We start from the raw sequence: 23,045 nt of genomic DNA on the forward strand, positions 1-23,045 counted from the left end.
GTAGCATGAGCGGTTTTTTCGTACATTCATTCAAAAAGGAGAGGTTGAATCGTGACGACAGTACTAGCGACAAGCTGGAAGGATTTTTTAGAAGATAAATTAATAAAATCCTTCACTACTATGCCGGTTGAAACATTTTTACATAAACAAGAAAAAGCAAAAGAAAGTTTATCTACAGAAGAATGGGTAAACCATTTAACGCTTGAGGCATTAGCAAATATTGATGAACAGAACCCGGATTGGACGTATGTTGCATCGATGATTTATGCTGAATGGCTCTACTATCAAGCAGCAAAAAATCGAATCTATGATTATGAGCAAAAATATGGCTCACTTTATCAATTGATTGAAAAAATAACGGATATCGGGATATATGACCAAGCACTACTACAAACATATTCAAAATCTGAAATAGAGCAGCTAGAAAAAAGAATCAAGCCAGAACGTGATCAACTTTTTACTTTTATCGGTTTAAAAACGCTGGCAGATCGCTATTTAGCAAAGGACTACACGAAGCAAATTTTTGAATTGCCACAGGAACGATTCATGATTATTGCGATGACATTAATGCAAAATGAATCATCGGAAGTGCGGTTGGAATTAGTGGAGCAAGCTTATTGGGCAATGAGTAATTTATATATGACCGTTGCGACTCCAACACTTGCAAATGCTGGAAAAAGTTATGGTCAATTATCTAGCTGTTTTATCGACACATTAGATGATAGCCTACAAAGTATTTATGACAGTAACACAGATATCGCAAATCTATCCAAAAATGGTGGAGGTATTGGTGTCTATCTTGGAAAAATTCGCTCAAGTGGAAGTATGATTAAGGGCTTTAAAGGCGCTTCCTCAGGTGTACTACCATGGATGAAACAATTGAATAACACAGCAGTAAGCGTCGACCAGCTTGGCCAACGAAAAGGTGCCATTTGTGTTTACCTTGATGTTTGGCACAAAGATATTCATTCCTTTTTGGATGCAAAATTAAATAATGGTGATGAACGCTTCCGCACTCATGATTTATTTACTGGTGTAACACTACCTGATTTGTTCATGGAAATGGTCGAAGCACGTGAGGATTGGTATTTATTTGACCCACATGAGGTTCGAACAGTGATGGGATATTCCTTGGAGGATTATTACGATGAGGAGAAAGAAAATGGCTCTTTCCGTAGAAAATATTGGGAATGTGTAGCAAATCCAGAGCTTTCAAAAAAGGTGGTCCCAGCAATTGAAATCATGAAGGGAATCATGAAAAGTCAATTGGAAACAGGCGGCCCATTCCTGTTTTATCGAGATGAAGTCAATCGACAAAATGTAAATAAACATACTGGTATGATCTACTGTAGCAATCTATGTACAGAAATTATGCAAAACCAAAGTCCAACCATGTTTATCGATCAGCAGACAAAAGACGGTACGATAATGATTACGAAAAAGCCAGGTGATTTTGTTGTATGTAATCTTTCATCCATTAATTTGGGACGAGCTGTCGTTGATAATGCTTTGGAAAATCTTATTCCTATTCAGGTTCGTATGCTAGACAATGTGATCGACTTGAACGAAATACCCGTTCTGCAAGCTACGTACACAAATAAACGCTATCGAGCAATTGGTCTTGGCACATTTGGTTGGCATCATCTTTTAGCGTTAAAACGAATCAAATGGGAAAGTGATGAGGCCGTTGAATATGCCGACTCCTTATATGAAAAAATCGCGTTTTTGACCATTCAAGCGAGCATGAATCTTGCAAAAGAAAAGGAAACATATCCGTTGTTCAGCGGATCTGAATGGCATACTGGGCAATATTTTGAACGAAAAGGATATGAGGATAACAAATTTCCGTGGAGTGATTTGAAGGAAAATGTTCAACGTTATGGTATACGAAATAGCTATCTGATGGCGGTCGCTCCCAATTCATCAACCTCTTTAATTGCTGGAAGCTCAGCAAGTATTGACCCTATTTTTCGGAAGTTTTATTCGGAAGAAAAAAAGGATTTTAAAATTCCAGTAACGGCACCTGATTTAAGTCCAGATACAACTTGGTTCTATAAGTCAGCTTATTTCATTGACCAAAAGTGGAGTGTTGCACAAAATGCCGCTAGACAACGGCATGTAGACCAAGGTATATCGTTTAACATCTATGTGCCAAATGATGTTCAGGCTCGTGAGTTATTGGAAATCCACCTGCTTGCTTGGCAATCAGGTTTCAAAACAACCTATTACTTACGGTCCACATCATCTGAGATTGATGAATGTGAATCATGCTCTAGTTAAGAAGGAGGATAATCATGGAAACTTCGATTCAATCACGTGTAATTATGGATAAAGAAGCACCCAATCGTTCAACGAAAATCATAAATGGTAAAAGCTCAAATATTTTAAATTGGGATGATGTTCGCTTTGCGTGGGCGTATCCAAAATATAAAAAGATGTTAGGTAACTTTTGGACGCCATTTGAAATTAATATGGCGCAAGACCGAAAACAAATCGAAACGTTAACAGATCATGAACAAGAAGCGTTTTTAAAAATCATTGGTTTGCTCGCTTTACTTGATAGTATTCAAACGGATTATGCTGGAAAAGTTGCCGATTATCTTACTGACTCTAGTTTGAATGCATTGATGATCATACTGGCACAGCAGGAAGTTATTCACAACCATTCCTATTCTTACGTACTATCAAGTTTAGTATCTAAATCGAAGCAGGACGAAGTATTTGATTTCTGGCGAAGTGAACCGGTTTTGGAAAAGCGTAATGATTTTATTACAAATGGGTATAGGGACTTTGTTGAGAACCCTTCTGTCGAAAACCTGTTAAAATCAATTGTATATGATGTCATCTTAGAAGGGCTATTCTTCTATTCAGGATTTGCATTTTTTTATCATTTGGCTCGGAATCAAAAGATGGTCGCAACATCAACAATGATTAATTACATCAATCGTGACGAACAACTGCATGTCGATTTGTTTGTAAGGATTTATAAGGAAGTATTAGTTGAATATCCTGAGTATAATAGAGATGAAATGGCACAATTTGTGGAAAAAACATTTAAAGAAGCTGCTGAATTAGAAATCGAGTGGGCTAATTATATTATTGGAGACAAAATTACGGGTATTAATATACAAGATGTTGAAGCCTACATTAAATTTTATGCCAATACACGATGTAAACAACTTGGTTACGAGCGACCGTACCCGGAATATCGAAAAAATCCTTTGCGTTGGATCAAGGCTTATGAAGAAGTGGACTTAGGAAAATCAGACTTCTTTGAACAAAAATCAAGACAGTATACAAAAGTTAATTATGCTGATAATGGATTTGATGACCTATAGTAGTGAAATAATCTAAGCAGCTTCTCGTGTAGAGAGGCTGCTTTTTTGCTATGATGAAAAGAAAAAAGGGTTTGGTCAACTATGAAGTGGTCGTTAAAAACGTTTCAGTCGCTAACAAATAATGAATTATACAGTATTTTAAAATCAAGAGTCGATGTGTTTGTTGTCGAACAGAACTGTGCATACGAGGAGATTGATAATTACGATCAAGCGTCGATGCATTATTTTCTAACAATGGATAATCAAGTTGCAGCCTACGTCCGAATATTGCCTAGTAACACCAAATATAAGGAAGTATCAATTGGACGTGTATTGGTCTCCAAAGATTATCGCCAAAAAGGTTATGCCAAACTGATTATGAAAAAAGCAATACAGTTTATAACAGAAGAATGGAAAGAAAATGAAATTAAAATTCAAGCACAAGAGTATTTACATAAATTCTACGGTGATTTAGGCTTTATGCAAATATCAGATGTTTATTTGGATGATGGTATTCCTCACATTGACATGAAATACCAGCCTAACCAGTAAATCTAACCTGTATTTTAGCCGGTTTTTGCACAAAGTATTAGTAAGACTTTTATTAATGGAGGCGAAAGACCGTGCTTACAAATGAACAACTTTCACAATTTAAACAGCGTTTGTTACAGCGTCAAAATGAATTAATTGAGCTAAGGGAAACGGATGGGGAGTTTTCACGCCGTGAGCAAGAGTTATCAAATTATGATAATCATCCAGGGGATATGGGGACTGAAATGTTTGATCGAGAGAGAGACTTAGCGCTGTCCCAGCATTCTGAGGTTGAGTTAAAAGAAATAAATGAAGCATTGTCGTCAATTAATGAGGGGACGTATGGGATTTGTAAAACGTGCGGTCAAGATATCCCTTTTGAACGACTAGAAGCTATTCCGACGGCAGATCAATGCTTTGAACATGCTAATAACCATGCTTTTGTGGCGTATCGCCCTGTAGAAGAAGATATTTTATCGACAAACTTGCATCAGCATACTAATCATACACAGACTGGCTATGATCGAGAAGATGCGTGGCAAGATGTTGGTAGGTATGGGACATCTGAAACACCATCCGATATAGGTGGGGACCACGACGACTATGATGATATGTATATAAATAGTGATGAAAATATTGGCATTGTGCACGATGTAGAAGGAATTGGTACCGCAACATTTGATGGACATTCTAATACTGACTTCTTGCAATAGACTGTTCCAGCTGTTACAAGGTCATCTGTGTCTTAAGTAGCGAGCAAGCGGACAGAGGATACCTTATTGTGCTAAAAACACTGATTTCCATCTGTTCGCGGACACAGAAGCCCTTATTCAACGAAAAGAACAGCCTTCACCTGAAATTTAAGCAAATAAGGTACCTGGTGTCCGGTACCCTTATCAAAAAGCTAATTTTTAAGTGAATAAGGTCATCTCTGTCCGCGAAAAAGCGTGGACCAGGAGCAAGCGGCAGAGGATACCTTATTGTGCTGAAAAATGCTGATTTTCCTCTGTTCGCGGACACAGAACTCGCTTTAAACTAGCACTAATAAAGAATCCCATTTCTGCGACTGAACCTTTATAATGGTAAATCCCTTTTCTTAAATATAACAAATGCCACACCATATAAAATGACACCTGCGATACCAAGTCCAATACTTATTGGCAAAATGTTAACATTTCCTTCTGCGATGCCTGTCGCATCAAATAGTGTAAATACGGTAAAATACTGCAGCCAATCAAGTTTATCACTAATTTTTGCAAGCATATCAACTGCAAAAAAGATGAATGATAGACCGCCTGAAATTGCCAAAGCTTGTTTTTCATCATTAAATAGACAGGAAAACAGAAAACAGTATCCACTAATGACGAAAAAAAGTAAAAATGCTACAATGTTTAATTCAATAAATGAACCTGTATTAAAATTACTTTCTTCAATAAATAAATTTGCCCCGATAATACCTGTTATGGTCGTTACACTAATAATAATAGCTAGACCTAAAATAATTACAGAAGCTTGAGTGAAGACAACCTTTGTTCGTGAAAGCCCGCTTGAAAGCAAGTAAGCCATAGAACCCCTGTCTACAAGACGAGCAATCAGCTGCGTTGCAACAGTTACGCAAAAAATTAACAAGATAATGATAAACAACAATCCATAATATTCTCCAGCAACAAATCCACTCAAACTTGTTATTCCTGCATGCATTCCGAACGCTTTTAAATAGCCCTCAGGTAATGTCTCAAACATAGTATCAAACACTTTCGAATCAGCAATATATGGGTATATCCAAATTACGAGTACTAAATAAAAGATTGACCCGATGGCATAACTGCTAATTGATTTAGCGTTGTTTTTTAACATCGTTCTAAAAAGAGATCCACTCATAATTGAACACCTTCTCTATTATAGAAATGCATGAAAACATCCTCTAAGTTTTGACGGTGAATATCAATACTTGTAATTCCGCAATCACTTATTGTTCGCACAAACTGTTCATAGTCGCCCTGCACCGCAATTCTTACCTGATTTCCGTCTACCTGCTTAATTTCTAGGGAACTATTTTTTATTTTTGATACATCATCCTGCGTTTTTACAGTAACTTGGAAAATTTTGCGCTGTATTTCTTGTAGCTTACGAATGTCTTCGATGGCAACTAATTTTCCGTCCTTAATAATTCCAACCCTGTCGCTAGTACGATCTATTTCTGAAAAACTGTGTGATGACATTAGAATTGTTTTTCCGCGTTCCTTTTCTTCCTTAACGAGATCCACAAAAGTATTTTGCATTAATGGATCAAGACCGCTTGTCGGTTCATCAAGTATTAAAACAGTAGGGTCGTGCATAAACGCCGCTACGATACCTATTTTTTGTTTCATTCCTTTAGACATTTTTCGTATTGGTGTAGCGGCATCAAATTGCAACCGCTCAATGAGTTCTTCCTGTCTTTTTGTGTGCTTCATATTACGCATGCCTGCTAATAACTTTAGAAAATCTCGACCATTCATTCCGTCTAAAAATGCTGTTTCACCAGGTAAGTAACCAGTAGATTGTTGAACTTTTGCACTTTCCTTCCAACAATCTAACTGATTAATTGTCGCTGAACCTTTGTTTGGTTTCATAAAGCCCATTAAATGGCGAATAGTTGTTGATTTTCCAGCACCATTTGGTCCTAGGAAACCAAAGACCTCTCCGTCAGCTACATCAAATGACACGTCAAAAATTCCTTTTCCGTTTGGAAATTGTTTTGTTAAGCCTTTAATGGAAATTGGCATAAAATACACCTCTTTCGTAAAAGATATGAAATATTTACTTCTATATATTTCATAATATACCTATATTCATCGAAATACAATATAATTTTGAAATATTTTATTTGTTTTATTTCATATTTTTTAATAAAATTAAGACGAGGTGAACAAAATGAACGGTTTTGAACGACGAAAGCAACAAAAAAAGAATGCTATTTTAGAAGGTTCTCTCGTGCTTTTTATGAAAGAGGGTTTTCAAAAGGTCTCAATTGCGGAAATTGCAAAAGCTGCAAACGTATCCCAGGTGACCATTTATAATTACTTTGGTAGTAAAGAAGACTTAAATCAAGCAGTTATCCAATATTATATTGAAAAATTGTGGGACGAAACAGAAAAGGTATTAGCTAGTGATATGACTTTTCCAGAAAAAATTGAACAGATTATTTTCTCAAAAAAACAGTCTGCGAATGAGATGAGTGAACGTTTTTATCAGGAACTTATGAAAGATTATGCTGACGGAAACAGTTATATCGATGATTTCTATGCAAAAAAAGCGATGCCCAGAATGATGGAACTTCTTGAAGAAGGTAAAAGAGAAGGTTATATTGATTCAAGTATATCGAACGAATCCCTCATGTTGTACATTCAAATTTTTAGAGAGCAAATGCAAAGGGAGGATATATATTCTCAAATTCTTCCTATAACGGAAGATATAACGAAATTATTTTTCTATGGTCTGCTAGGTAACCATAAAAATAGTGAAACATAAGCACTGTTATTTCGTATTACAAAAGAAGGAGTGAATACAAAATGAATAATGGAAAAGGTTGTTTAAAATGTGGGAGCACAGATGCCGATCAAAAAGAGGTTGCAATGTCAGGTACGGGCTTATCAAAAATGTTCGATGTGCAACATAATCAATTCATTGTAGTCTTTTGTAAGGACTGTGGGTATTCGGAGTTTTATAACAAAAGAAGTTCAGCAGGAAGCAATATATTTGATTTGTTTTTCGGTTAAAAAAGTGTCAGCCCGTTAATACGAGCTGACACTTTTTTGAGATTTCTTTTTCTAAATAATTGTTGTTTTTGACACAAAAGACGCAAACTGCGAACTAAAGAAAATTCATGCCTTTGGTAATAGCAACGTTGATTTCCGCTGCGGGCAGTCGCTTTCCGCGGGCGGCTGGTGAGCCTCCTCGTGCTACGCACTGCGGGGTCTCACCTATGCCTTTTAATCCCGCAGGAGTCGACTGCCCTCCGCTCCAATCAACTGCCAAAATAGAAGATAATTAATGTTTTTTATCATACAAATGAAATAAGAATAATAGGGCGCAATTCCAGCGAAGGAAAAACATGAAGACTCCTGTGGGAAAAGCAACAGCTGAAGACCCCACAGGAAGTGGTTTTCTTCCGAGGAGGCTGAAGCGTTGCCCACGGAAAGCGAAATGTTTTTCCGTAGCGGTAGGTTATTTTCTATCTGAGTAGTTCGCATTTTACATTAATTACGAAGATTAAACAGCATCAAAGCTTACGAAAAAGCCATTCTTAAAAACCACTAAAAGGATTAAACGAACTCATTAATGACATTAAGATCGACCGTAAAATAAAGCTAAATGCGAATATGTTAATTACATACATGATAATCAACAAATAGATATGATCCATTGTTGACGTACGAATTTCCGATAATATTAATGTCGGAACAATGAGGATTACCCCCAATAAACTAATAAAAATGGCAATGACCCCGAAGGACACTAAGCTAATCAGACTTAAAAAATATCCTACAACAAGTAGCAATAGAAAAGGAATTAAGTAAGCTCCGAATTTTGCTGCAGTTTTTGCAAAGGTAACTTCAGATCCAGCTAATTTAAGACCAGCAAAGGTTATCGAAATAATAATAGTAAATAGTACTAAAAACTTTAGAAATGGCCATAAGAACCCAGCTGTAAATGTAGGTGGGGTAGCGAAAAAATGGTCAATACTATTTATCATGATGAAATATCCGATTACAAAAAGTAGTGCATAAAGAGATATGGAAATAATTCCGGAAATTAGATCTTTTTCATTAGCCTTTTTTGCCTCACTCGGTCTTTTAATTAGCGTAAGAATAAAATTACCGAAGTTATCCGTTATTTCCAATAGCTTATCAACAAATTCGTTTGACGACTCTTGGTTGTTTGTTTCGTTACTTGCATCTTCTTCAGATGATGCTGCAACTTCTGGTGTAGCATGAGAGTCATTTTGTGTTAACGAAGCACCACAGTTTGTACAAAATTTGCCTTCCTCCGTTTCTTGATAACAATTCGAACATTGCATAGAAATCACTTCCTTAATATTATGTATAAGTACATAATTAAGTTCGACATTTTATACAAAATTCCTCTTTATAATACAAAAAGGATGATCCAGTATTTGGATCACCCCTAAATGTTAACTTATTGCTCTCGCTCTACCAATGTCAATTCAAGAGTTTGTGCTTCACCATTACGGTATACTTCAATTTCAACGGTTTCGCCAATTTTAGTTTCTGTATACAAATATTTACGTAAATCTAGAATAGATGTGATTTGTTCACCATTAATTTTTGTAATGATGTCAAACTGTTGAAGTCCAGCATCTGCTGCAGGTGAGCCAGGCTCTACCTGTGCCACAACCATTCCACCTTCAAGATCTTTTGGTAATTCAATTTGGCCACGATATTGAACTGGAACTTGTTGAAGTGATGCTGTTACAATTCCGATATAAGGACGTGCTACTTCACCTTCATTTTCTAACTGTTTCATAATCGGAATTGCCGTATCAATTGGTATTGCAAATCCGATACCTTCTACTTCTTCACGAGCAATTTTCATCGAGTTAATTCCAATTACTTCACCTTCTGAATTAACGAGTGCTCCACCACTGTTACCAGGGTTAATTGCTGCGTCTGTTTGAAGCACTTCAGTTACCCAATCTGGTTGGTTATCACCATTTACATCGATACTTACCGAACGGTTTTTACCACTAATAATTCCTTTTGTAACCGAGTTTGCAAAGTTCATTCCAAGTGGATTTCCAATTGCCACTACCGTTTCTCCAACCTTCACTTCCTCTGAAGATCCTAATTTTGCTACAGTATCGATTTTACTTCCATCAATTTGCAGTACAGCTAAATCAGTTAATGGATCTGATCCAAGAACTTTTGCCTTAATACGTGTGTCATCGTTTAATACAACTTCCACTTCTTCTGCGCCTTCTACTACGTGATGATTTGTTACAACGTAAGCTTTACCATCTTCTTCTTTATAGATGATTCCTGAACCTGAACCAATTTGTTGGCTTGGTGCCCAAACATTTTGTTGTTGAAGATTTATAATACCAACTACTGCTTGTGATACTTCTTCGATATTGGAGGCGACGTTTGTATCACCTGACGCCAAGGTTTGTGCTATTTCAGGTGCCCCACTTTCTTGTGGAGATGTAGATTCTGCATCATTTCCATTATTGTTTATCGGTATAATGTTGTTCGTAAATAATAATACGACTACAACGGCAGCAATAACACCACCAATAATTCCACCAAATACAGCGCCTACTCCAGACTTTTTGGTTTTTGGCTCTTTCCTGTTCTCATTCGGCTGTCTTGTTGACCTTGTCAAACCAGGGTCATTATCTTTTTCTGTGTAATGTGAAGAGGTGTCATCGTCTTGAATGCTTATCTCGTCAATCCGATTTTCCTCATTGTACTTATCGTTTTGTTCCATTTATTCATCACCCTTTTAAAGATTATTTGTTTTGTCTTTGTTTCTTACTATTATAATACCCGCGCTATTTGGCAAGTTTTTGGATAGAATGTGTAAAAAGTATGTAATATACATATCATTATGCACAAATCACTTCTTATGTAAAAATGTAATTATATAAGTAGAGCGTTAGGAGGGATAATGATGCGTTATCATATAGGGGTTGTTGAGGATGATCCGAATATCCAAAATATTGTTTCGGCCTATTTGAAAAAAGAAGGGTTTGCACTCACTGTAACAGGTTCGGCTGAAGATGCTTGGGAGTTGTGGGAAACACAGCCGCCAGATATGTGGATTTTGGATATTATGTTGCCGGGGATGGACGGGTATGATTTTTGTAAAAAAATTCGTGAGGAAAGTGATGTCCCAATTATCATTATTTCTGCCAAAGATGAAGAAATCGATAAAATACTGGGAATCGAACTAGGTGGAGATGATTATTTGACCAAACCATTTAGTCCCAGGGAATTGGTAGCTAGGGTGAAGCGGTTGTTTAAACGCGCGAAACCAATATTGCAAGAATCTGAACAAGAACAAGACAAATTGAAAATTGACGAACTACTCATACGCAAAAATGATCGTCGGATATTTTGGCAAGGACAGGAAGTAGATGTGACCACCAAGGAATATGATATGTTGTTATTATTCGCCGAAAATAACAACCGGGCATTTTCGAGAGAAGAGCTCCTTGTGAAAATTTGGGGCGAAGATTATTTTGGTAGTGACCGAGCAGTTGATGATTTAGTGAAACGCATTCGGAAAAAATTAGATACTATTCAATTAGAAACGGTTTGGGGATATGGATATCGCCTGCACACTGAAGAGGAATAACTATGAAACTTCAATACCAACTTAATATTGCTTTTACGGCATTACTTCTCGTTATTATGTCTGTTACTGGCTTTGTCATCTATTCACTTCTTTTGGACTTATTAATTCAAGATGAAAAAGCAGAATTGGAACAAAAAGGTGAGATATTAGTACAAATATTAAATCAAAATCCAACACAACCAAGTGTAGATCAATTTGGTAGTTTTTTACAGGATCAAAACCTTCAATTGGTTTTATATGATTCTATTCAAGATCAGGTCTTGGATTCAACCATGCCAAGACAAATCGTCGAAGAGTTAGTTGCAGATAACAATTTTGCAAATAAAGATGAAGAATTGTGGAGTCTTGGGAATGATAAGTATGTGACCTCTAGAATCGTATTTTATCCAGAACGTACAGGAATTGAATTAATTTTGTTAACGCCGCTCGATGACTTACAGGCAGTTCAACAAGATTTTATCAGTAAACTTTTCATTGTCTTTGTTGTAGGAGCAATAGCTGCAGTGCTGTTAAGCTATTTCTTCACAAACAAACTGGTTACTCCTTTAACACGGTTGAAATGGCAATTAAAAAAAATTGAAAAGCGCCAATTTGATTCGATTGAATCAATTAAGGCAACTGGTGAAATAAAAGAGGTTGAAAAAAGTGTTTTCGAAATGGCAAACGAATTACATCGTTATATGAAATCACAGCAATTATTTTTTCAAAACGCAAGCCATGAACTTAAAACGCCTTTGATGACTATTCAAGGTTATGCAGAAGGTATCAGAGATGGAATATTCGATCAGGATGAGCGCGAAAAAGGCTTAGAAGTTATGGTTAATGAAGTGAATAGATTAAAGAAAATAATTAATGAAATGATTTTGTTGGCAAAATTGGATAGTGAACAATCATCCTACGATCCTGAAACGGTTCATTTTAACGAAATAGTGGATCAGGTTTTAGATCGAGCGTTACCTATTTCAAATGAAAGAGAAATTGTTATGGATCATGAAGTGGATGCTACGTTATCCGTGTATGCAGATCCAGAAAAATTGTTGCGAGCGTTGTTGAACATAACTGTTAATGGTATTAGGCATGCAAAGAGTAAAGTTCATATTAACGTAAGGCAAATTAACCAAATGATCACAGTTAGTATTGAAGATGATGGCCCTGGTATCGATGAAGAGATAATGCCGCAAATTTTCCACCGTTTTATTAAAGGGAAACAAGGAGAAACCGGACTTGGACTTGCGATTGCACGAGCAATAGTAGAGCAATCAGGTGGCAACATAACGGTAGGTAAGTCGGATCTTGGTGGAGCCAAGTTTATTATTGCTTTTCCTATGAAGTAAGCTTTTTTAAATTGATATAAATGCTATAGATGTTTATGAATGATAAACATACTAAGGACCAAATCCAGCAAATGAATAAAAGAGTGTTCACCATCGGCAACTTGTTGGTGGTGAGCACTCTTTTATATTTTGAAATATAAACAAGTTAAAAAGGATATCCTCTGGTACAAATAAAGTAATAGTTATTGAAGGGATCCTTAAGATTATACCATGAATCAAGTAATTTTTGCCGCTAGATTTAGAAAGAAAAACTACAAGAAAATGATATTGCCTACTCCTTTTTAATCCGAAGGTCGACCAAATAAAATATATATAAGTATAGTAAACAAAATCTTATGTCGTTTTCTGTCGTAATATGTCAAAAACTTGAACACTTTCCTAAATTACAATATAAATTTCCAATATTAATCAAAAAACACCACAATTATTCCAAATTTTAGGTAGTTTTTGCTTCCATTTTCCCAATACGTTTATCTATCATTTATTCCTATAATATTATTATATTCAAAAAAAGGAGGAATAAGGATGAAAACAGTTTTAAGAAGGGGCAACAAATTGAGTGGATTAAAACTCTCATTATTATTTTTAGTGTTTTTATTAGCATCAGGACTTACGGCTTACAAAGTTAGCGCAGATACTTTTCCATATGAATGGCCAAATGGTCATACTGTAGTATTTGACAATGTAACAAGTAATCCAGCCTATAACACACCAATTGATAGAGCAACAGAAAGGTGGGGAAATGTTTACGGAGCTTCAATATATCCGTTTTTTGATTATTCTTGGTCTTCCTCTAATGAGGTTCATGTGAGCTATGCTCCAAGCACAAAAAATAGTTATTATGGCTATGCCTTAGTATTTGATTCTGATGGCGATATGATAGGTGAATATGATTATAATACTGTATATAGTGGGAAAATTAGACTATATTCATTTAATACTGACGAATTGTCTACTAGTAACAAAACTTCTGTATTATTGCATGAAGCTGGCCATATATTAGGCCTAAAACATACTAGTCGGTATTCGATAATGAATGAATCGTATACTTTGGATATTGATTATCCTACGTCTTACGATAAATCCGAATTAGCTAATAAATATTGAAAACTATTAGAAAGGAGAAGTGATCAAATTGAGATTAGTAATAACATTATCATTAGCATTAATTATAGGAACTACTTCTGGATTAATGCTATCTAATAACAATCATGAAGCAACAGCACATGGTGTAGGTATGACTGTCCCTGCAGAAAAGGATTTTAAGTCATTAAAGAAAAATGCTGAATTCATTATCCATGCAACTGTTGATGGTAACTATGTAACAGAAAAAGTGATAGAGGACAAAGAATATGATGTTTATCAAATTAATAGAGTCTATACTGCAACAGTGAATAATAGTTTCAAAACTTCAGATGGTACTAAATATAAAAACGGTGATAAAATAGAAGTAATATATCCCGTAGGTTTTAAACAAATGAAAAGTGGTGAACTTGAAGACGATCTTCTTCCACTTAGAGATGAAATTGTACCAATTGAGACTGGGGACTATATGTTATTTCTAGACCAACTAGAGGGACAATTCTATTTTTCAAACATAAATCACGTTTACAAAAAAGAAAATAATAAAAAGTACAATAATATCTCTACTAATAGCGTTCCAGAAATAGCAATAGAAAAAATTAAAAATCATTAATAAATAAAAAAGTGTTTGCTTCCTTCATTTTAATGGAGGTCAGACACTTTTTTTACTTAATTTACAAATTGATAATTAACTGTACCATATTGGTGGGACACCAGCAAATACAGCGGCCTCACAAAGTGGTGTAATTTAAAGTAAGACTTTTGTGATTATCGAACTAAAAAAAAATAAATGATATAATTAAGTTATTAACTGAGACTGAGACAAACTTTAAGTTTGAAGAGCAAGTTAATCCTTTATGATCAGGGGTGCATACGATGGGGAAAAGAATTATTTCTTTATTTCTTGTCACTTTTATACTATTTGTTGGCTCATTTAACCATGTTCTCGCAACTATATCAAAAGACCTTGAGCCTCAAGAAGTGGTAGACAGAGCAAATGTAATAGTATTAGGCAATTATAACTTTTCAGCTAAGAAAATATATAATGAGAGAACTGCACCGTATTGTGGTATTCAGTTCAATATCGATAGAATTTATAGAGGTAATATTTCAGATACAGAACAAATAACTGCTGGGTTAGATTGTCATAACAGTACTTTGATAGAGAAATTTCAACAAGATGGCGGAAAAGTTTTGTTGTTTTTGGATAATGATGGAAAATTGGGGTTTCTTGTACCGGTAGGTGGATCTAACGGACTAGTCAAAATAAAAAATGGTGAAGTAAAGGATGAGGATGAAGAGAGAAGAGACTTCTTTAAAGAGTTCTTGGAGGAGAAAAATAACGGCTCACCCCCATTCTATATAATTGTTAGTATAATCATTATAATCATTGGGCTAATTTTAATTAATTATGTTAAAAAGAAAAAAGATAATTTAGATTTGGCTTAATACTACAAAAATAAATTAAAAGTTTCCATAGAACCTAAAATATGCTATACTTGGATAGTTTGAGTGATATGTAAAATGATAGAGGAGCGTACAACAATGCAATTAAGAGAAGATATTCGGAATATCGCGATTATCGCCCATGTTGACCATGGTAAAACAACACTTGTGGATCAATTACTGAAATACTCGGGTACTTTTCGTGACAATGAACAAGTGGAAGAACGAGCTATGGATTCAAACGATATCGAGCGTGAGCGCGGAATTACGATTCTTGCTAAAAACACAGCGATTAATTACAACGATATTGCAATCAATATTTTAGATACACCTGGACACGCCGACTTCGGTGGTGAAGTGGAACGTATTATGAAAATGGTTGACGGTGTATTATTAGTCGTTGATGCATATGAAGGATGTATGCCGCAAACTCGATTCGTTTTGAAAAAAGCATTAGAACAAAAACTTACTCCAGTAGTAGTTTTAAATAAAATAGACCGTCCGAATGCACGTCCAAATGAAGTGATCGATGAAGTATTGGATCTTTTCATTGAGCTTGGTGCAGACGACGATCAGTTGGAATTCCCAGTTGTTTATGCATCAGCATTAAATGGTACTTCAGGTGAAGAACCAGAAGATCAGCAGGAAACAATGGATCCAGTTTTTAAGACAATTTTAGAGCATATCCCTGCACCAGTTGATTCTTCAGAAGAGCCGTTACAATTTCAGGTAACGTTGCTTGATTACAATGACTATGTAGGAAGAATCGGGGTAGGACGAGTTTTTCGTGGAAAGATTAAAGTAGGTCAACAGGTAGTGTTAATGAAGGAAGATGGATCACAGAAATCATTCCGTATTACAAAGCTATTCGGTTTCATTGGCTTAAAGCGTATTGAGATTGACGAAGCAAAAGCGGGCGATATTGTTGCGGTTGCTGGTATGGAAGATATTAATGTTGGCGAAACCATTTGCCCACAAAATCATCCAGAAGCATTGCCTTTACTTCGTATTGATGAGCCAACTTTGCAGATGACTTTCCTTGTAAACAATAGTCCATTTGCAGGCAAGGAAGGTAAATATATTACTTCTAGAAGAATTGAAGAGCGTTTAATGAAGCAGCTTGAAACAGATGTAAGTTTGCGCGTTGAGCCAACTGCTTCACCTGATGCTTGGATTGTGTCAGGTCGTGGCGAGCTTCATTTATCCATTTTAATTGAAAATATGCGTAGAGAAGGCTATGAATTACAGCTTTCTAAGCCACAAGTAATTATCAAAGAGATCGACGGTCAAAAATGTGAACCTGTAGAGCGTGTTCAAGTAGATGTTCCGGAAGAATACACTGGAGCCGTTATGGAATCACTTGGTGCACGTAAAGGTGAAATGATTGATATGGTAAATCACGGTAATGGTCAAGTTCGTATCGAATTCAAAGTTCCATCACGTGGACTAATTGGTTACGCAACTGAATTTATGTCACAGACACGTGGATATGGAATTATTAATCACACATTTGATGCATATGAGCCAATTATTAAGGGTCAAGTTGGTGGTAGAACGAAGGGTGTTCTAGTTGGACTTGAGAATGGTAAGGCATCAACTTACGGTATCATGCAGCTTGAAGACCGCGGTGTTATTTTCGTCGAACCAGGTACTGAATTGTATGCTGGTATGATCGTGGGCGAACATAATCGTGACAATGACTTAACTGTTAATATTACAAAAGAGAAGCATTTAACCAATGTTCGTTCAGCAACGAAAGACCAGACCTCTACAATTAGAAAAACAAGATCGATGTCATTAGAAGAAGCAATTGAATACCTTAACGATGACGAATATTGTGAGGTTACACCAGAATCTATTCGTTTACGTAAAAAAATATTAAATAAGAATGAACGTGAAAAAGCAGCGAAAAAAGCGAATATAGGGTAACAACATGTCGGTAGAAGTAGCTAATACTTCTACCGTTTTTGTCTTCTTGATATACTAACAATTAAATACGTGGATGGAGGTGCACTAAATATGCGTCTAATGTTAATCGTCTTCAGCATATTTATTATGTTAGTCGGATGTTCAGATAAACAAGATGTTGAAAAGACTGTCGATGAACAAAATAAGGAACCAGTTACTACGGATACTGCACCAGTAAATCAACAGAGGGTTATAGCTGAAAATCTAAATGTACCGTGGGAAATTCAACGTGTGGATGATACGTTTTATATAAGTGAACGTTCAGGTTCGATTGTAACCATAAAAGATGGTGAACAGTCGAGAAAAGATGTCAATTTTGAAAAAGAAATTTCCCATCAGTCAGAAGCAGGGCTTCTTGGAATTGCTTTGCCATATAACTTTCTTGAAACGAAAGAAGGTTTCGCTTACTATTCATACGAGGAAAACGGGGAATATTTTCAACGTGTAATTAAAATGAAAGAGACGGAAGATGCATGGGTGGAAACAGAAATATTACTTGATAAAATTCCTGGCGGGGAGTTTCATCAAGGTGGCCGGATTGCCATTGGACCAGACGATAAACTTTACATTACTACTGGTGATGCGACGGAAGAAAATAAAGCGCAGCAGATTGAAAGTTTAGCTGGAAAAATTTTACGAATGAATCTAGACGGTTCTATTCCAACTGACAACCCATATCAGAATTCGTATATTTACTCCTATGGTCATCGAAATCCACAAGGTCTTGCTTGGGATGATAGTGGCAACTTGTATGCGACCGAACATGGATCAAGTGCCTTTGATGAAATTAATCGGATAGAAAAAGGTAACAATTATGGATGGCCGGTTATTCGAGGTGATGAATCAAAAGAAGGTATGGTTGAGCCAGTTGTCCATTCCGGAGAAACAACGTGGGCACCTTCAGGTATGACATACTTAGATGGGAACTTTTACTTTGCTTCATTACGTGGTGAAGGTGTACGTAGATTTGATCCTTCTACTAAAAAAGTAGAATTAATCGTTGATGGTTTCGGACGAGTACGGGATGTATTAGCAGCAGATAACGGTTTATATTTTATTACAAACAATACGGACGGGCGTGGAAACCCGGCCAAAAATGATGACCGTTTACTATTTTTGCCGATACATTAGAAAACTTGGCTTATCGCCAAGCTTTAATGGCGAAAGCCTTCGTTGCACTTATACTGATATCCATAAAAAATTATACTTTCCTATCAGTGAAATTAAAAGAAAATCTAAAGATAAAGCCGTTGCACATAAAAGTGGGCGGCTTTTTGCATACAATTTATTCCTAAAGGGAAGTTATGAGTAACCCATTAAATGTAAGCCCTTGCACTTCATGTATATACAAGTTATACTATTATTTGAAACATGTATATACAAGTAAATTTAATAGAAAAGAGGGAGGCCGGATTATGGCTACTCAAAAGGAGAAAATATACGCACCGTTAAGTGGTGAAATAAAGCAGCTTCATGCTGTACCAGATCCTACATTTGCCGAAAAAATGATGGGGGATGGATTAGCGATTGAGCCGACTGATGGAAAGGTTGTTGCACCTTTCGATGGTACAGTCGTACAGGTTTTTCCTACGAAACACGCAATTGGATTGGAAAGTAAGTCTGGTGTCGAGGTTTTAATTCACATTGGATTGGAAACGGTTTCGTTAGATGGAGAAGGTTTTGAAGCCCACGTAGCACAAGGAGATCAAGTGAAAGCAGGCGATCCGTTAGTTACATTTGATTTAGCATTCATAAATGAAAAAGCTAAGAGTAGTATCACACCGGTAATAATTACGAATGGTGATGCACTAGGTTTACTTGATAAAACAAAAGATTCTACCGTTTCTGCAGGCGAAACAGTATTGTTCCAGACAGAAATGAAAGGTACGAATGAAACTGCTGGCAAAACAAGTGGTTATCAAAAAGAGGCACAAGATATAGTTGCTGCAGTCGGTGGGGAAGAAAATATACAAGTTGTGACACATTGTGTAACACGACTACGTTTTGCATTAGTAGACCAGGATAAAGTAAACAAAGATGAACTTGAAAATCTAGATATAGTAAAGGGCTCATTTTTATCAAGCGGTCAATTTCAAGTTGTAATTGGTCAAGGAACAGTTGATAAAGTGTATGCCGCAATGTTGAAAGAAACTGGTTTAGAAGAGGCAAGTAAAGAGGATGTAAAAGCTGCAAGTGGAAAGAAACAAAATCCATTACAGCGAGGAATTAAAACGTTAGCTGATATCTTTATTCCGATTCTGCCAGCTATTGTAACTGCTGGTTTACTAATGGGTATAAATAATATTTTAGTCGGGGAAGGCATCTTTTTCGAGGATAAAGACTTATCACTTATTGAGGTTTATCCAGAGTGGGCTGGCATCGCAAGCATGATTAATATTATCGCCAATACAGCATTTACATTCTTACCTGCACTTATTGGTTGGGCTGCTGTAAAACGGTTTGGTGGTAGTCCAATACTAGGTATTGTACTAGGATTAATAATGGTTCATCCAGATTTGTTAAACGCTTGGGCGTACGGAGATGCTCTAAAATCTGGTGAAATACCAACATGGAATTTGTTCGGTTTTGAAGTAGATAAGATTGGTTACCAAGGACAGGTCTTACCAGTACTATTTGCTTCATGGGTGTTATCTAAATTGGAAGTTTATCTACGTAGAAAAGTTATTGACTCATTACAGTTACTAATTGTACCTCCAGTTGTATTACTTGTTACAGGTTTTCTGACGTTTATTTTAATCGGACCTGTTATGTTTACAATCGGTAATTTGATTACTGATGGACTTGTAACGATCTTTGACTCTTTCCCAATCCTTGGAGGGTTCATTTATGGCGCGATTTATGCACCGATGGTTATTACAGGTATGCATCACACTTTCTTGGCTGTAGATATTCAATTAATTGGTGCAACTGGTACGACATTCTTATGGCCTATTCTAGCACTTTCTAACATTGCACAAGGCGCAGCGGTATTTGCAATATGGGCTGCTACAAAAAACGAAAAACTGAAAGGTCTTTCGCTGACTTCAGGAATTTCAGCTTGGCTAGGTATTACGGAACCAGCAATGTTCGGTGTTAATTTACGTTACAAGTTTCCATTTATAGCAGCTATAACTGGTTCGGCAATTGCCGGTGCATTTATCACGTTAAGAAATGTTGAAGCGACCTCAATTGGTATTGGTGGAATGCCTGCTTTCTTATCAATCGATGGTAATTGGCAGCCGTTCTTCATCGGAATGGCAATCGTAATTATTATTCCATTTATCATTACGTATTTAATTGCGCAGCGAAAACTAGAAAAATAATACAACGAGGTGTTAACGATGACGGAACCGTGGTGGAAAAAAGCAGTTGTTTATCAAATATATCCAAAGAGTTTTCAGGATACTACAGGTAATGGCACGGGTGATATTCAAGGCATTATCACCCGCCTTGATTATCTACAAAAGCTAGGTGTTGACGTTATTTGGTTAACACCTGTCTATGAATCACCACAGAAGGATAATGGCTATGATATTAGCGATTATTTTTCAATTGATGCGTCATATGGAACAATGGATGATTTTGATGAACTGCTTCACCAAGCACACAAGCGAAATATGAAGTTAATCATGGATCTAGTGATTAATCATACGTCTACTGAAAATAAATGGTTTGTAGAATCATCGAAATCCAAAGATAATCCATATCGTGATTTCTATATTTGGAAAGACCCGATAAATAGTGATGAACCATCGAACTGGCAATCTAAGTTCGGTGGATCAGCATGGAAATATGATGAAAGAATGAACCAATATTATTTACATCTATTTGATGAAACACAGGCTGATTTAAATTGGGAAAATGAAGCGGTTCGTGAAAAGCTTTATGAGATGATGCATTTTTGGGGAGAAAAAGGTATTGATGGTTTTCGCCTAGACGTGATCAATCTCATTTCTAAAAATCAAGAATTTCCGAATGATGATGAAGGTGATGGTCGTAAATTTTATACAGATGGACCACGAATTCATGATTTTTTACATGAAATGAACCGAGCAGTTTTTTCCAAACACAATATGATGACAGTAGGTGAAATGTCGTCAACCACACTTGAAAATTGTGTGTTATATACCGACCCTAAACGACAGGAATTGGATATGACATTCCAGTTTCATCATTTGAAGGTTGATTATCCAAACGGAGAAAAGTGGACGAAAGCACCGTTTGACTTTAAAAAGCTGAAACAAATTTTATCAAATTGGCAGGTCGGCATGAATAAAGGGAATGGATGGAATGCCCTATTTTGGTGTAATCACGACCAGCCACGTGCGGTTACTCGATTTGGTAACGATGCAGATTACAGAGTAGAATCTGCTAAAATGCTTGCAACGACACTTCATTTAATGCAAGGTACGCCATATATTTATCAGGGCGAAGAAATTGGAATGACAAACCCGAATTTTAATGACATAAATGATTACCGTGATGTAGAATCATTAAATGCTTATGAGTCTTTAAAAAAGGAAGGCAAGACGGAGCAGCAAATCATGGAGATATTGCAGCAAAAGTCACGTGATAATGCTCGAACACCAATGCAGTGGTCGAATATTTCCGAGGCAGGATTCACAAAAGGTGAACCTTGGATTCCTGTAGCAAATAATTATCCTCAAATAAATGTTGAGCAGGCATTACAGGACAAAAATTCTATTTTTTATCATTACCAAGAACTAATAGCACTACGTAAAAAATTGGACGTCATCACATACGGAGATTATCAGCATTTACTTGAAGATCATCCGCAGGTATTTGCCTTCACGCGCAATTGGAAGGGTCAAACAGTTTGCACTGTAAACAATTTTTATGAGAAAAATGTAACGATTAACCTCCCATTCAACGAAGGAAATGTGTTACTATCGAACTATCAAGATTCAGACACAAATTTGCGTAAACTTGAACTAAGACCATTTGAATCGATTGTGTTTGAGGTAATTAGTGAGGAATAGTCATGCAAAAAAAATACCTAACGATCTACCAGGATTTAGTAGATAAAATTCAGGATAATTATTGGCCGAAAAATACGATGCTGCCGTCAGAAAATGAACTTACCGAGCAATATGCAACGTCTAGGGAAACTATTCGAAAGGCATTGAACTTGTTGGCGCAAGATGGGTTTATTCAGAAGGTACGTGGAAAAGGTTCAGTAGTTATTGATATAAACAAGTTCGATTTTCCTGTATCGGGAATTGTAAGCTTTAAAGAGTTAGCGGACAAATTGAACGTCACGACAAAAACAATCGTACACGAATTAAGTCTTTCAACAATAAAGGAAAGTCTATTACCAATTTTACAGCTTAGGAAATCCGATAAAGTTTGGTCAATAGTTCGTTCGAGAGAAATAGATGGAGAAAAGGTTATTTTGGATAAAGATTTTTTGAGCGAAAAAGTAGTTCCTACGCTTACAAAAGAAGTATGCGAGGACTCGATTTATCATTATCTAGAAAATGATTTAGATCTAACCATCAGTTTTGCAAGAAAAGAAATTGTTGTGGAAGAACCTTCAGAAGAGGACCAACAACTACTTGATTTAAAAGGATTTTCAAATGTAGTTGTGATCAAAAGCTTGGTCTATTTAGACGATGCTACGTTGTTTCAATATACGGAATCTAGGCATCGTCCGGACAAATTTCGTTTCGTTGACTTTGCCCGTCGTATAAATGAATAACCAAAAGGTTAAAAAGAAGCTGTATGCATGGATATAATGCATACAGCTTCTTATCATTAGCCTTGATATTTGGATTTCTTTTGCTTTTTTTCATTGGGGATATACTTTGTAAAATATACGGCAAAAATCAAACTGATAAAGGATAGCCCCCATGAAACGATACCGTTCCAACGAAAATTAATTTGTAATCCAACAAATAAGATAACCACACTTAGTATAATAAATATGGTTGTTAAATAGCGCTTCATCCTTAACACCTCAGATAAAAGGTATAAATAATATCCTTTT

Annotated in this window: 21 protein-coding genes; 16 read left to right on the forward strand and 5 right to left on the reverse strand. The window is 36.2% G+C overall.

The window, feature by feature from the left end; translation table 11 throughout:
- Positions 1 to 120 precede the first annotated feature (120 nt).
- From ACY9Z2_RS15615 to ACY9Z2_RS15630, 4 genes are all read left to right on the forward strand, one after another.
- Positions 121 to 2,280, forward strand: a complete 2,160-nt coding sequence (locus ACY9Z2_RS15615; protein WP_463610664.1) for a ribonucleoside-diphosphate reductase subunit alpha — start codon at positions 121 to 123, stop codon at positions 2,278 to 2,280.
- Between the two features lie 14 nt (positions 2,281 to 2,294).
- Positions 2,295 to 3,338 (forward strand): ribonucleotide-diphosphate reductase subunit beta, encoded by a 1,044-nt coding sequence (locus ACY9Z2_RS15620; RefSeq protein WP_463610589.1) that lies wholly within the window; start codon positions 2,295 to 2,297, stop codon positions 3,336 to 3,338.
- A gap of 81 nt (positions 3,339 to 3,419) precedes the next feature.
- Positions 3,420 to 3,869 carry a GNAT family N-acetyltransferase gene (locus tag ACY9Z2_RS15625; protein WP_463610590.1) on the forward strand — a complete coding sequence of 150 codons (450 nt, stop codon included), beginning with the start codon at positions 3,420 to 3,422 and terminating at the stop codon, positions 3,867 to 3,869.
- Between the two features lie 71 nt (positions 3,870 to 3,940).
- Positions 3,941 to 4,561 carry a TraR/DksA C4-type zinc finger protein gene (locus tag ACY9Z2_RS15630; protein ID WP_463610591.1) on the forward strand — a complete coding sequence of 207 codons (621 nt, stop codon included), beginning with the start codon at positions 3,941 to 3,943 and terminating at the stop codon, positions 4,559 to 4,561.
- A gap of 361 nt (positions 4,562 to 4,922) precedes the next feature.
- Here the strand turns inward: ACY9Z2_RS15630 and ACY9Z2_RS15635 are convergent, their stop codons facing one another.
- Positions 4,923 to 5,729, reverse strand: a complete 807-nt coding sequence (locus tag ACY9Z2_RS15635) for an ABC transporter permease subunit (protein ID WP_463610592.1) — start codon at positions 5,727 to 5,729, stop codon at positions 4,923 to 4,925.
- On the reverse strand, positions 5,726 to 6,616 hold the full coding sequence (locus tag ACY9Z2_RS15640) for an ABC transporter ATP-binding protein (RefSeq protein WP_463610593.1): 891 nt from the start codon (positions 6,614 to 6,616) through the stop codon (positions 5,726 to 5,728). Before ACY9Z2_RS15640 ends, ACY9Z2_RS15635 begins: the two co-directional genes overlap by 4 nt.
- Positions 6,617 to 6,764: 148 nt before the next feature.
- Here ACY9Z2_RS15640 and ACY9Z2_RS15645 point away from each other — a divergent pair, with 148 nt between their 5' ends.
- Both ACY9Z2_RS15645 and ACY9Z2_RS15650 read left to right on the forward strand, forming a co-directional pair.
- Positions 6,765 to 7,361: a TetR/AcrR family transcriptional regulator gene (locus ACY9Z2_RS15645; protein ID WP_463610594.1), complete on the forward strand. Its 597-nt coding sequence runs from the start codon at positions 6,765 to 6,767 to the stop codon at positions 7,359 to 7,361.
- Positions 7,362 to 7,402: 41 nt separating this feature from the next.
- Positions 7,403 to 7,609, forward strand: a complete 207-nt coding sequence (locus ACY9Z2_RS15650) for a zinc ribbon domain-containing protein (protein WP_463610595.1) — start codon at positions 7,403 to 7,405, stop codon at positions 7,607 to 7,609.
- A 527-nt stretch (positions 7,610 to 8,136) separates the two neighbouring features.
- On the opposite strand, the gene ACY9Z2_RS15655 is transcribed toward ACY9Z2_RS15650, so the two are convergent.
- Both ACY9Z2_RS15655 and ACY9Z2_RS15660 read right to left on the reverse strand, forming a co-directional pair.
- Positions 8,137 to 8,910, reverse strand: coding sequence for a zinc ribbon domain-containing protein (locus ACY9Z2_RS15655; RefSeq protein WP_463610596.1), 774 nt, complete (start codon positions 8,908 to 8,910; stop codon positions 8,137 to 8,139).
- Between the two features lie 119 nt (positions 8,911 to 9,029).
- Positions 9,030 to 10,337: a S1C family serine protease gene (locus ACY9Z2_RS15660; protein ID WP_463610597.1), complete on the reverse strand. Its 1,308-nt coding sequence runs from the start codon at positions 10,335 to 10,337 to the stop codon at positions 9,030 to 9,032.
- A gap of 183 nt (positions 10,338 to 10,520) precedes the next feature.
- Between ACY9Z2_RS15660 and ACY9Z2_RS15665 the strand changes: the two genes are divergently transcribed.
- The 10 genes from ACY9Z2_RS15665 to treR all read left to right on the forward strand — a co-directional run bounded on the left by ACY9Z2_RS15665 (position 10,521) and on the right by treR (position 22,757).
- Positions 10,521 to 11,207: a response regulator transcription factor gene (locus tag ACY9Z2_RS15665; protein ID WP_463610598.1), complete on the forward strand. Its 687-nt coding sequence runs from the start codon at positions 10,521 to 10,523 to the stop codon at positions 11,205 to 11,207.
- A 2-nt stretch (positions 11,208 to 11,209) separates the two neighbouring features.
- A complete protein-coding gene (locus ACY9Z2_RS15670; RefSeq protein WP_463610599.1) occupies positions 11,210 to 12,541 on the forward strand; it encodes a sensor histidine kinase in 1,332 nt (443 codons plus the stop codon).
- Between the two features lie 525 nt (positions 12,542 to 13,066).
- On the forward strand, positions 13,067 to 13,648 hold the full coding sequence (locus ACY9Z2_RS15675) for a matrixin family metalloprotease (RefSeq protein ID WP_463610600.1): 582 nt from the start codon (positions 13,067 to 13,069) through the stop codon (positions 13,646 to 13,648).
- Positions 13,649 to 13,676: 28 nt separating this feature from the next.
- A complete protein-coding gene (locus ACY9Z2_RS15680) occupies positions 13,677 to 14,237 on the forward strand; it encodes a hypothetical protein (protein ID WP_463610601.1) in 561 nt (186 codons plus the stop codon).
- Positions 14,238 to 14,500: 263 nt separating this feature from the next.
- Positions 14,501 to 15,073 carry a hypothetical protein gene (locus tag ACY9Z2_RS15685; protein WP_463610602.1) on the forward strand — a complete coding sequence of 191 codons (573 nt, stop codon included), beginning with the start codon at positions 14,501 to 14,503 and terminating at the stop codon, positions 15,071 to 15,073.
- 96 nt (positions 15,074 to 15,169) lie between these two features.
- Positions 15,170 to 16,999, forward strand: a complete 1,830-nt coding sequence (typA, locus tag ACY9Z2_RS15690; RefSeq protein WP_463610603.1) for a translational GTPase TypA — start codon at positions 15,170 to 15,172, stop codon at positions 16,997 to 16,999.
- 90 nt (positions 17,000 to 17,089) lie between these two features.
- Positions 17,090 to 18,169 carry a PQQ-dependent sugar dehydrogenase gene (locus tag ACY9Z2_RS15695; RefSeq protein ID WP_463610604.1) on the forward strand — a complete coding sequence of 360 codons (1,080 nt, stop codon included), beginning with the start codon at positions 17,090 to 17,092 and terminating at the stop codon, positions 18,167 to 18,169.
- Positions 18,170 to 18,453: 284 nt separating this feature from the next.
- Entirely contained in the window at positions 18,454 to 20,361 is a 1,908-nt protein-coding gene (gene treP / locus ACY9Z2_RS15700) for a PTS system trehalose-specific EIIBC component (RefSeq protein ID WP_463610605.1), read from the forward strand.
- 18 nt (positions 20,362 to 20,379) lie between these two features.
- Positions 20,380 to 22,038 (forward strand): alpha,alpha-phosphotrehalase, encoded by a 1,659-nt coding sequence (treC, locus tag ACY9Z2_RS15705; RefSeq protein WP_463610606.1) that lies wholly within the window; start codon positions 20,380 to 20,382, stop codon positions 22,036 to 22,038.
- Between the two features lie 2 nt (positions 22,039 to 22,040).
- On the forward strand, positions 22,041 to 22,757 hold the full coding sequence (gene treR / locus ACY9Z2_RS15710) for a trehalose operon repressor (RefSeq protein ID WP_463610607.1): 717 nt from the start codon (positions 22,041 to 22,043) through the stop codon (positions 22,755 to 22,757).
- 56 nt (positions 22,758 to 22,813) lie between these two features.
- Here the strand turns inward: treR and ACY9Z2_RS15715 are convergent, their stop codons facing one another.
- A complete protein-coding gene (locus ACY9Z2_RS15715) occupies positions 22,814 to 23,005 on the reverse strand; it encodes a hypothetical protein (protein WP_463610608.1) in 192 nt (63 codons plus the stop codon).
- Between the last annotated feature and the right edge of the window lie 40 nt (positions 23,006 to 23,045).

The sequence above is a fragment of the Virgibacillus sp. GM2-2 genome, from assembly GCF_055329585.1.

Excerpts from the sequence above, each read along its gene's own strand:
- ACY9Z2_RS15615 (WP_463610664.1), top strand. The coding sequence starts at position 121 with ATGCCGGTTGAAACATTTTTACATAAACAAGAAAAAGCAAAAGAAAGT.
- treR (WP_463610607.1), top strand. The coding sequence starts at position 22,041 with ATGCAAAAAAAATACCTAACGATCTACCAGGATTTAGTAGATAAAATT.
- ACY9Z2_RS15645 (WP_463610594.1), top strand. The coding sequence starts at position 6,765 with ATGAACGGTTTTGAACGACGAAAGCAACAAAAAAAGAATGCTATTTTA.
- treC (WP_463610606.1), top strand. The coding sequence starts at position 20,380 with ATGACGGAACCGTGGTGGAAAAAAGCAGTTGTTTATCAAATATATCCA.
- ACY9Z2_RS15685 (WP_463610602.1), top strand. The coding sequence starts at position 14,501 with ATGGGGAAAAGAATTATTTCTTTATTTCTTGTCACTTTTATACTATTT.
- ACY9Z2_RS15655 (WP_463610596.1), bottom strand. The coding sequence starts at position 8,910 with ATGCAATGTTCGAATTGTTATCAAGAAACGGAGGAAGGCAAATTTTGT.
- ACY9Z2_RS15660 (WP_463610597.1), bottom strand. The coding sequence starts at position 10,337 with ATGGAACAAAACGATAAGTACAATGAGGAAAATCGGATTGACGAGATA.
- ACY9Z2_RS15715 (WP_463610608.1), bottom strand. The coding sequence starts at position 23,005 with ATGAAGCGCTATTTAACAACCATATTTATTATACTAAGTGTGGTTATC.
- ACY9Z2_RS15635 (WP_463610592.1), bottom strand. The coding sequence starts at position 5,729 with ATGAGTGGATCTCTTTTTAGAACGATGTTAAAAAACAACGCTAAATCA.
- ACY9Z2_RS15640 (WP_463610593.1), bottom strand. The coding sequence starts at position 6,616 with ATGCCAATTTCCATTAAAGGCTTAACAAAACAATTTCCAAACGGAAAA.
- ACY9Z2_RS15670 (WP_463610599.1), top strand. The coding sequence starts at position 11,210 with ATGAAACTTCAATACCAACTTAATATTGCTTTTACGGCATTACTTCTC.
- ACY9Z2_RS15625 (WP_463610590.1), top strand. The coding sequence starts at position 3,420 with ATGAAGTGGTCGTTAAAAACGTTTCAGTCGCTAACAAATAATGAATTA.
- treP (WP_463610605.1), top strand. The coding sequence starts at position 18,454 with ATGGCTACTCAAAAGGAGAAAATATACGCACCGTTAAGTGGTGAAATA.
- ACY9Z2_RS15620 (WP_463610589.1), top strand. The coding sequence starts at position 2,295 with ATGGAAACTTCGATTCAATCACGTGTAATTATGGATAAAGAAGCACCC.
- ACY9Z2_RS15665 (WP_463610598.1), top strand. The coding sequence starts at position 10,521 with ATGCGTTATCATATAGGGGTTGTTGAGGATGATCCGAATATCCAAAAT.
- ACY9Z2_RS15675 (WP_463610600.1), top strand. The coding sequence starts at position 13,067 with ATGAAAACAGTTTTAAGAAGGGGCAACAAATTGAGTGGATTAAAACTC.
- typA (WP_463610603.1), top strand. The coding sequence starts at position 15,170 with ATGCAATTAAGAGAAGATATTCGGAATATCGCGATTATCGCCCATGTT.
- ACY9Z2_RS15695 (WP_463610604.1), top strand. The coding sequence starts at position 17,090 with ATGCGTCTAATGTTAATCGTCTTCAGCATATTTATTATGTTAGTCGGA.
- ACY9Z2_RS15650 (WP_463610595.1), top strand. The coding sequence starts at position 7,403 with ATGAATAATGGAAAAGGTTGTTTAAAATGTGGGAGCACAGATGCCGAT.